This window comes from Microbacterium sp. UBA3486 (genome assembly GCF_002377845.1).
In the GTDB taxonomy this organism is placed as follows: domain Bacteria; phylum Actinomycetota; class Actinomycetes; order Actinomycetales; family Microbacteriaceae; genus Microbacterium; species Microbacterium maritypicum_A.
The window spans coordinates 1-7726 of the sequence record NZ_DFQP01000042.1 but is presented as its reverse complement, the minus strand read 5'-3'; the positions used below and the strand labels follow the sequence as shown (position 1 = coordinate 7726).

Here is a 7726-nt window from a genome sequence, read left to right as displayed (position 1 = left end):
CGGGTGCGGTGGCCGTGCGGCGCAAGCGCACGGCATGAGCCGTCGGAGGGGGCGCGCGCGTGCGCTCGTGTGCCCCCTCCGGCGGCCGGACGGTCACGTGCCCGCCGCTCCGCGTGAATCATCTGCAGCGGAGGATGCGCGCAGGGCACCGGCACCGCTAGACATGGGGGAGGCGCGGAAGGACCGCGCGCGGAGGGCCGTCGATGAGCATCGCATTCCTGCTGACCACCCTGGTGATCGTCGCGACGCCGGGGACCGGTGCCGTCTACTCGATAGCGGCGGGCATCTCGCGAGGGCGCCGAGCCGGAGTCATCGCCGCGTTCGGCTGCACCCTCGGTGTCATCCCGCACATGATCGCCGCGATCACGGGGCTCGCAGCGATCCTGAACGCCTCCGCGATCGCGTTCGAGACCATCAAGTGGCTCGGCATCGCCTATCTGCTGTTCCTCGCCTGGCAGACCATGAGGGACAAGTCGTTGATCCAGGCCGACGAGAATGCCGCCCCGCTCTCGTCCTGGCGTGTGATCCGCACCGCTGTCCTCATCAACGTGCTCAATCCCAAGCTCACGATCTTCTTCTTCGCCTTCCTGCCCCAGTTCGTCCCGGCCCAGACGCCGAACGGCACCTGGCAGATGGTCGGGCTCAGCCTGATGTTCATGGCGCTCACGTTCGTGGTCTTCGCGCTGTACGGCGTCTTCGCGGCCACCATGCGTGCCCAGGTGCTGGGGCGACCGAGGGTGATGACGTGGCTGCGCCGCTCCTTCGCCGCGACGTACGTGCTCCTGGCCGGACGTCTCGCGCTGGAGACCCAGTAGCCTGCTCGGGACGCCTCGTCGTGAGCAGGCCTCCGGACGGCGTGAGGCCGTGCCGCGGTGTCGGTGCCGACGCCTAGACTCATAGGGCCATGACCGAAGCTCCTCTCATCGTCCCCTCCACCGCCGGTCCTCGCTCGTCGGGAGCCCCGGGGCAGGACGATCTCCTCGCCGGCCTCAACCCTCAGCAGCTCGAGGCCGTCACCTACCGCGGCCCGGCGCTGCTCATCGTCGCGGGCGCCGGATCGGGCAAGACGAGCGTGCTCACCCGCCGCATCGCCTCGCTGTTGCGGGCCCGAGAGGCATGGCCGAGCCAGATCCTCGCGATCACCTTCACCAACAAGGCCGCGGGCGAGATGCGCGAGCGTGTCGAAGGGCTGATCGGCGATGCCGCCCGTGGCATGTGGATCTCCACGTTCCACTCCGCGTGCGTGCGCATCCTGCGTCGCGAGGCCGAGCAGTTCGGGTACACGAAGTCGTTCACCATCTACGATTCGGGCGATTCGCGGGCTCTCCTCAAGCGCCTGGTCAAAGAGCACGAGGCCGATGCCTACGGGCTCACACCCGCGTCCGTGCAGTCGCGCATCTCGAAGCTGAAGAACGAGCTGTCCGACGCCGAGTCGTATGCGCGTCAGGCCAACATGAGCGACCCGGCCGAGCGCGTCTTCGTCGAGGTCTTCGCCGACTACCAACGGCAGCTGCAGAAGGCCAATGCCTTCGACTTCGATGACCTCATCGGGCAGACCGTGTATCTGTTCCGGGCGTTCCCGCAGGTCGCCGACACCTACCGTCGTCGTTTCCGTCACATCCTGGTCGACGAGTACCAGGACACGAACCACGCGCAGTACTCGCTGATCCACGAGCTCACGCGCCCCGTGTCCGGTGCTGCCGGTGCCGCGCCGGATCCGTATGCCTCCAACGGCATGATGATCTTCGAGCCCGATCCCGCCCCCACGGCAGACGCCGGCGAACCCGGTGCCTCGCTCACCGTGGTCGGCGACTCCGATCAATCGATCTACGCGTTCCGCGGCGCGGACATCCGCAACATCAGCGAGTTCGAGCGTGACTTCCCCGGCGCCCGCGTCGTGCTGCTCGAGCAGAACTACCGCTCGACGCAGAACATCCTGTCGGCGGCGAACGCGGTGATCGGCAACAACTTCGATCGCAAGGACAAGAAGCTCTGGAGCGACAAGGGCGACGGCGATCCCATCATCGGTTTCACCGGCTACTCGCAGCACGACGAGGCGCAGTTCGTGGCTGACGAGGTCGAGGCCCTGCACCGCGCCGGCATGCCCTACTCCGAGATGGCGGTGTTCTACCGCACCAACTCGCAGTCCCGTGCGCTGGAGGAGATCTTCATCCGCTCGGCGGTGCCGTACAAGATCATGGGCGGCACCAAGTTCTACGATCGCGCCGAGATCAAGGACGCGCTCGCCTACCTCGTCGCCGTCGCGAACCCGGCCGACGAGATGTCGGTGCGCCGCATCCTGAACAAGCCCAGGCGCGGCATCGGCGACGTCACGGAGACGGCCATCGCACGGTTCGCCGAGGAGCACGGGATCAGCTTCCGCGATGCGCTGTCGATGCCGGGTCAGCTCGGGGTCGGGCCGAAGATCCAGGCGGCGATCGGGCAGCTCGACGCGGTGCTCGCTGAAGCCGCCGCCATCCTGACCCCCGCGAGCGGCGAACTGCCTCCCCCCACCGCGGTGGCCGACGGCCTGAGCTTGTTGCTGGGCAAGAGCGGATACCTGGACGCCCTGCGTGCGAGCCGCGATCCTCAGGACGAGGCGCGCGTGGAGAACCTCGACGAATTCGTCGCGGTGGCTCGTGATTTCGCGCGCAACAACCCGGAGGGCACGATCGTCGACTTCCTCACCGAGGTCGCTCTGGTCTCGGATGCCGATGACCTCGACGACGAGTCGGGCTCGGTCTCGCTCATGACCATGCACACGGCGAAGGGCCTGGAGTACGACGCCGTGTTCGTCACGGGCGTCGAGGAAGATCTCATCCCGCACCGCATCTCGGCCGGCGAGCCCGGGGGGCCGCAGGAGGAACGCCGTCTCTTCTACGTGGGCATCACGCGTGCGCGCAAGCGTCTGCACCTCTCTCTCGCGATGACGAGGGCGCAGTTCGGCGAGGTCACGGTCGCGATGCCCAGCCGCTTCCTGCAGGAGATCCCGGCGGGCCTGATCGACTGGCGACAGTCTCCGGGCGACGTGAACTCGCGCGGGGGGATGCAGTCGCGCGCACTGAACGCGCGTCGCCAGGGCGGCTTCGGCGGCTCGGGCTCGGGCTCGGGCGATCGTTTCGCGGTGAAGTCGCTGCCGGGTCGAGACTCCCTGAAGCCGCTGTCGACGGCGATGGACAAGTTCCCCAACCGGGTCACGGCCAAGATGCGCGACAACGGTGATCTCGAGCTCGCCGCCGGCGACCGCATCCGTCACGTCGACTTCGGCGAAGGGCGGGTGGATGCGGTGACGGGCGAGGGTGCCAAGCGCATCGCTCACGTGCGATTCGACTCGGCGGGGCAGAAGAAGCTCCTCATCAAGGTCGCGCCGATCGAGAAGATCTAGCCCACCGCAGGTGTTTCCGCCTCGGCGAAACACCGACCGGATTGCCGGTTAGGCTGGCTCATATGGCCCTCTTCTCCCGCCGCAAGAAGTCCGGTGACGATGTCGTCGCCCCCACCGCCGAGGCTGTCGCGATCGATAGCGCGCCGAACGACACCACGCAGAACGGTGCGGGCGCGGTCGCCGGAGAGCACACGACGTCAGAGAGCCCGACCGCCGAGCAGCCCGTCGAAGCGCCTTCGATCGGGATCTCGGTGCAGGCGTTCCGGGGCGTCGGTGCCGAGGCCGGCCCCGAGGTCTCCCTTCCGACGTCCGACGGTCCTTCGAACTCCGACGCCCCGTCCGTCTCGGCGGCGCCCGCCGCGCCGCCGGCTTCTCCCTCTCCGCCCGTTCAGCCCGATGCGCCCCAGGAGCGGCGCCTGCCGCTCGCCTCCGTGCTGCCGCCGGAGCAGACCGAGACCGTCGCCGGCATGAAGGACAATGTCCTCCTGCGTGAGGCCCTCAGCGAGATCGAGGCGGGCGCGACCAACGACCAGCTCCTCGGCGTCATGCGTCAGGCTCTTCAGGGACACCTCTACATCCGCGTGAACGGCGATGCGCGTGCCCAGATCAGCGAAGGGAAGGCGCTCTCCGTCGCCGTCGTCCGCGACAGCGAAGACAACCAGTACATGCTGGCGTTCAGCTCGGCCGGCGCGGTACGTGATTCCGTGCAGCTCGAAGCGGACCCGTCGTCGACCTCGGCGGTGGCCCAGCCCGTCACCTCGGTCCTGCAGCAGGTCGTGTCCGGAGATTTCGCCGGCCTCATCGTCGACAACGCGTCGGCCCCGCATCGGGTGGTGTTCCCGACGGAGCTGCTGCAGAAGACGCTCGAGCAGGCCGATGTCGACATGACGGTGAAGAGCATCCTCGCCGCTCCCCGGGAACAGGATTCCGTCGTCAAGGTCGGCGAAGCCCTTGCGACCACGCGGATGTGGGTCGCGGTCAACGACGGCTCCGGCGGTGGCCCCGTCGGCATTGCCGAAGCGCAGACGACCGACGGACGTCGGTTCCTGCAGCTGTTCTCGCACCCGCTCGAGGTCATCGCGCTCGGACGCGGCGACCGCCCGCTCCCGTTCGCGCCGGAGCAGCTGGCGAAGGTCCTCACGAGCCACGCCGACATCGCCGGAGTGATCGTGGACTCGGCCGGTCCGTCGATCGTCGTCGAGCGGGCTGCGCTCACGCCGGTCCTCGTGCTCGCGGTCGACCTCGGCGACTGAACCGACCCGGACACGGACGATTCGGACTCCGCGCACTGTCCGCGTCGGCGGGGTTCCGTCTGTCCGGGCGGCGCTCTAGGGTCGGAGCATGGCCTCAGAACGCGTGACCCTGACCGTCGCCGACTCCGATGGAGAACGCGAGGTCGCGCTGTCCAGCCCGAACCGCGTGGTCTGGCCCGACCTCGGCATCACCAAGGCGGAGCTGGCCGAGTACGTGCAGCTCGTCGCGGTGCCGTTCCTGGCGGCGAACGGCAACCGCCCGGTCTCACTCGAGCGGTTCCGTGACGGCATCGGACCCGCAGGCGGGGCGCGGGCCGAGGGCTTCTTCTCGAAGAACCCGCCCAAAGGTACCCCGGACTTCGTCGACGCGGTGACGGTGACATACAACAGCGGGCGCCAGCATCCGCAGATCGTGTTGAACCGTGCGAGCGCGATCGTGTGGGCCGTGCAGATGAACACGATCGTCTTCCACCCCTGGGCGTCGCTCGCCACTGACGCGGACAACCCCGTCGAGCTGCGCATCGACCTCGATCCGCAGCCCGGTACCGACTTCGCAGATGCGGTCACGGCCGCGCACACCCTGCGCGAGGTGCTGCGCGAGGCGGGTCTGGAGGCGTTCGCCAAGACCAGCGGCAACAGAGGGTTGCACGTGTTCGCGCCGATCGAGCCGACCCACGAGTTCCTGGAGGTGCGGCACGCCGTGATCGCCGCCGGGCGCGAGCTGGAGCGACGGATGCCGGAGCAGGTCACGACGAACTGGTGGAAGGAGGAGCGGGGCGCGCGCATCTTCGTCGACTTCAACCAGGCCAACCGCGACCGCACGATGGCCGGTGCCTACAGTCCTCGCGCGCTTCCCGGAGCGACCGTGTCGACGCCGGTGGCCTGGGACGAGCTCGACGGTCTCGATCCGAAGGTGTTCACGGTGCGCAGCATCCCGAAGCGTCTGGGCGAGGTCGGCGACCCGTGGGCATCGATGCCGCACAACCCTGGCCGCATCGACACGCTGCTGGAGTGGTGGGAGCGCGACGCGCAGAACGGTCTCGGCGAACTGCCCTTCCCGCCGGAGTTCCCGAAGATGCCGGGTGAGCCGCCGCGCGTGCAGCCGAGCAAGAAGGTCGCAGCGAATTGGGACGAGGACGGCACCCCTGCCGAGAAGGAGTGAGGGCTCCCGCTCAGCTCAGGACATCGGCGAGGTCGTAGCCTGCGACCGTGTCCAACTGCTCGTAGGTGCAGGAGCGGGCGTCGCGATCGGGGCGCCAGCGCTCGAACTGCACGGTGTGGCGGAAGCGGGATCCTTCGAGCTGGTCGTAGCGCACCTCGAGCACCCGCTCTGGGCGCAGCCGCACGAACGACACATCCTTCGATCCGCTGAATCGCGACCGCTCGCCCTCGGCGGTCACGGCGTCGCCCGACTCGTCGCGCTCGACCAGCGGGGCGAGCTCTTCGACGAGCTCCTGCCGACGGGCATCGCTCCACGCGGCCACGCCGCCGACCTGGTGGAGCTCCCCGTCGTCGCCGTACAGCCCGACCAGCAGGGAACCCACTCCCGATCCGGACTTGTGGATGCGATAGCCGAGCGCGACGACGTCGGCGGTGCGGGCGTGCTTGATCTTGAACAGAGTGCGCTTTCCCGGCGCGTAAGGCTGGTCGAGCGGCTTCGCGACGACACCGTCGAGCCCTGCCCCTTCGAACTCGGCGAGCCAGCGCACCGCGGCCTCGCGATCGCGGGTCGTGCGGGTGATGTGCAGCGGGTGTCCGACGCCCTCCATGAGGGTCTCGAGGCGTGCGCGCCTCGTCTCGAACGACTGTGCGAGCAGGTCGTCGATTCCGACGGCGAGCAGATCGAACGCGATGAACATGGCTGGGGTCTCGACGGCGAGCTTCGCGACGCGTGAGGCGGCGGGGTGGATGCGCTGGCTGAGGGCCTCCCAGTCCAGGCGCTGTGAGCCGTCCGGCCCGGTGGCGACGACGATCTCGCCGTCGAGCAGGCACGGTTCCGGAAGCAGCTGGGGGATCACGTCGACCAGTTCGGGGAAGTAGCGGGTCAGCGGCTTGGCGCCTCGTGACCCGATCTCCACCGTCTCCCCGTCCCAGGCGATGAGTCCACGGAAGCCGTCCCACTTCGGCTCGTACAGCAGTCCGCCCGGCGTCTTCGCGGGGTCGGGGACGGCCGGCGCCGCCTTGGCGAGCATCGGCGCGGGGATGTCGTAGCGCATGCTCCCATCCTGGCCGCCGATGATCCGCGGCGGAAGGGGAGGACGATCAGCCGAAGAGGTCGGTCAAGGTGGCGGGTTCTCCGGCATCCCGCAGCGCCGTGCGGGCGGCATGCCAACCGGCCATCCCGTTCACGGAGGGGCCGGGGGGTGTCGAGGCGGACGCCAGGTACACGCCACGCATCGGCGTGCGCCACGGGGAGGGGGAGAGAACCGGGCGCCGGAGCGCCTGGCGCATGTCGAAGACGCCACCGGAGATGTCGCCACCGATCTCCGTGGGGTTGATCGCCTCGCGCGACGACGCCGGGACGGCGTGGTGCGCGAGGACGAGGTCGCGGAAGCCCGGAGCGAAGCGCTCGACCTGGGTGGTGATCAGCTCGGTCGGGTCGAGGTCCGAGCCCGGGGGCACGTGGATGTACGCCCAGAGCACGGCCTTCCCCGCGGGGGCGCGTGAGTCGTCCAGTACCGATGGCTGCACGGCGAGCACGTACGGGCGCTCATCCACGCGTCCGGCGGCGACGGCGTTCTCACTCGCCCACACCTCGGCACGGGTGCCGCCCAGATGCACGGTCGGGGCCGCTGCCACGTCGGCGTTCGTCCACGGGATCGGGCCGTCGAGGGCGAAGTCGACCTTCGCGGCTCCGGGCCCGTACCGGTACGAGCGGAGGGCCCGTGCGTAGCCGGCGGGCACGTCGGGATGCGTGAGGGCGAGGCGCGGCGAGGTGTTGAGCAGCAGCAGGTCGCCCTGCTGCGGGTCGCCCCAGTCCAGGGCACCGAGATCGGAGACGGGGGTGCCCGCCTCGATCGTTCCGCCGTGCTGCTCGATGTCGGCGACCATCGCGTCGGCGATGCGCTGCGCACCTCCGCGCGGGTAC

At 69.2% G+C, this 7726-nt stretch carries 6 protein-coding genes; 4 read left to right on the top strand and 2 right to left on the bottom strand.

Annotation, left to right across the window (positions count from 1 at the left end):
- Positions 1-203: 203 nt before the first annotated feature.
- From B2869_RS06230 to ligD, 4 genes are all read left to right on the top strand, one after another.
- Positions 204-815, top strand: coding sequence for a LysE family translocator (locus tag B2869_RS06230; protein WP_292763912.1), 612 nt, complete (start codon positions 204-206; stop codon positions 813-815).
- 89 nt (positions 816-904) lie between these two features.
- Positions 905-3385 carry an ATP-dependent helicase gene (locus B2869_RS06225; protein WP_292763909.1) on the top strand — a complete coding sequence of 827 codons (2481 nt, stop codon included), beginning with the start codon at positions 905-907 and terminating at the stop codon, positions 3383-3385.
- A 62-nt stretch (positions 3386-3447) separates the two neighbouring features.
- Positions 3448-4638, top strand: a complete 1191-nt coding sequence (locus B2869_RS06220) for an SseB family protein (protein WP_292763906.1) — start codon at positions 3448-3450, stop codon at positions 4636-4638.
- A gap of 88 nt (positions 4639-4726) precedes the next feature.
- The gene (gene ligD, locus B2869_RS06215) at positions 4727-5800 is read left to right on the top strand and encodes a non-homologous end-joining DNA ligase (protein WP_292763903.1); all 1074 of its coding nucleotides are present in this window, start codon (positions 4727-4729) and stop codon (positions 5798-5800) included.
- A gap of 10 nt (positions 5801-5810) precedes the next feature.
- Here the strand turns inward: ligD and B2869_RS06210 are convergent, their stop codons facing one another.
- Positions 5811-6854 (bottom strand): ATP-dependent DNA ligase, encoded by a 1044-nt coding sequence (locus tag B2869_RS06210; RefSeq protein WP_292763900.1) that lies wholly within the window; start codon positions 6852-6854, stop codon positions 5811-5813.
- Between the two features lie 46 nt (positions 6855-6900).
- Positions 6901-7726: phytoene desaturase family protein (locus B2869_RS06205; RefSeq protein ID WP_292763897.1), on the bottom strand; the 826-nt coding region annotated here is incomplete at its 5' end.

What these genes read in the sequence shown, in the direction of transcription:
- B2869_RS06230 (WP_292763912.1), top strand. Translation starts at nt 204, where the DNA reads ATGAGCATCGCATTCCTGCTGACCACCCTGGTGATCGTCGCGACGCCG.
- B2869_RS06225 (WP_292763909.1), top strand. Translation starts at nt 905, where the DNA reads ATGACCGAAGCTCCTCTCATCGTCCCCTCCACCGCCGGTCCTCGCTCG.
- B2869_RS06220 (WP_292763906.1), top strand. Translation starts at nt 3,448, where the DNA reads ATGGCCCTCTTCTCCCGCCGCAAGAAGTCCGGTGACGATGTCGTCGCC.
- ligD (WP_292763903.1), top strand. Translation starts at nt 4,727, where the DNA reads ATGGCCTCAGAACGCGTGACCCTGACCGTCGCCGACTCCGATGGAGAA.
- B2869_RS06210 (WP_292763900.1), bottom strand. Translation starts at nt 6,854, where the DNA reads ATGCGCTACGACATCCCCGCGCCGATGCTCGCCAAGGCGGCGCCGGCC.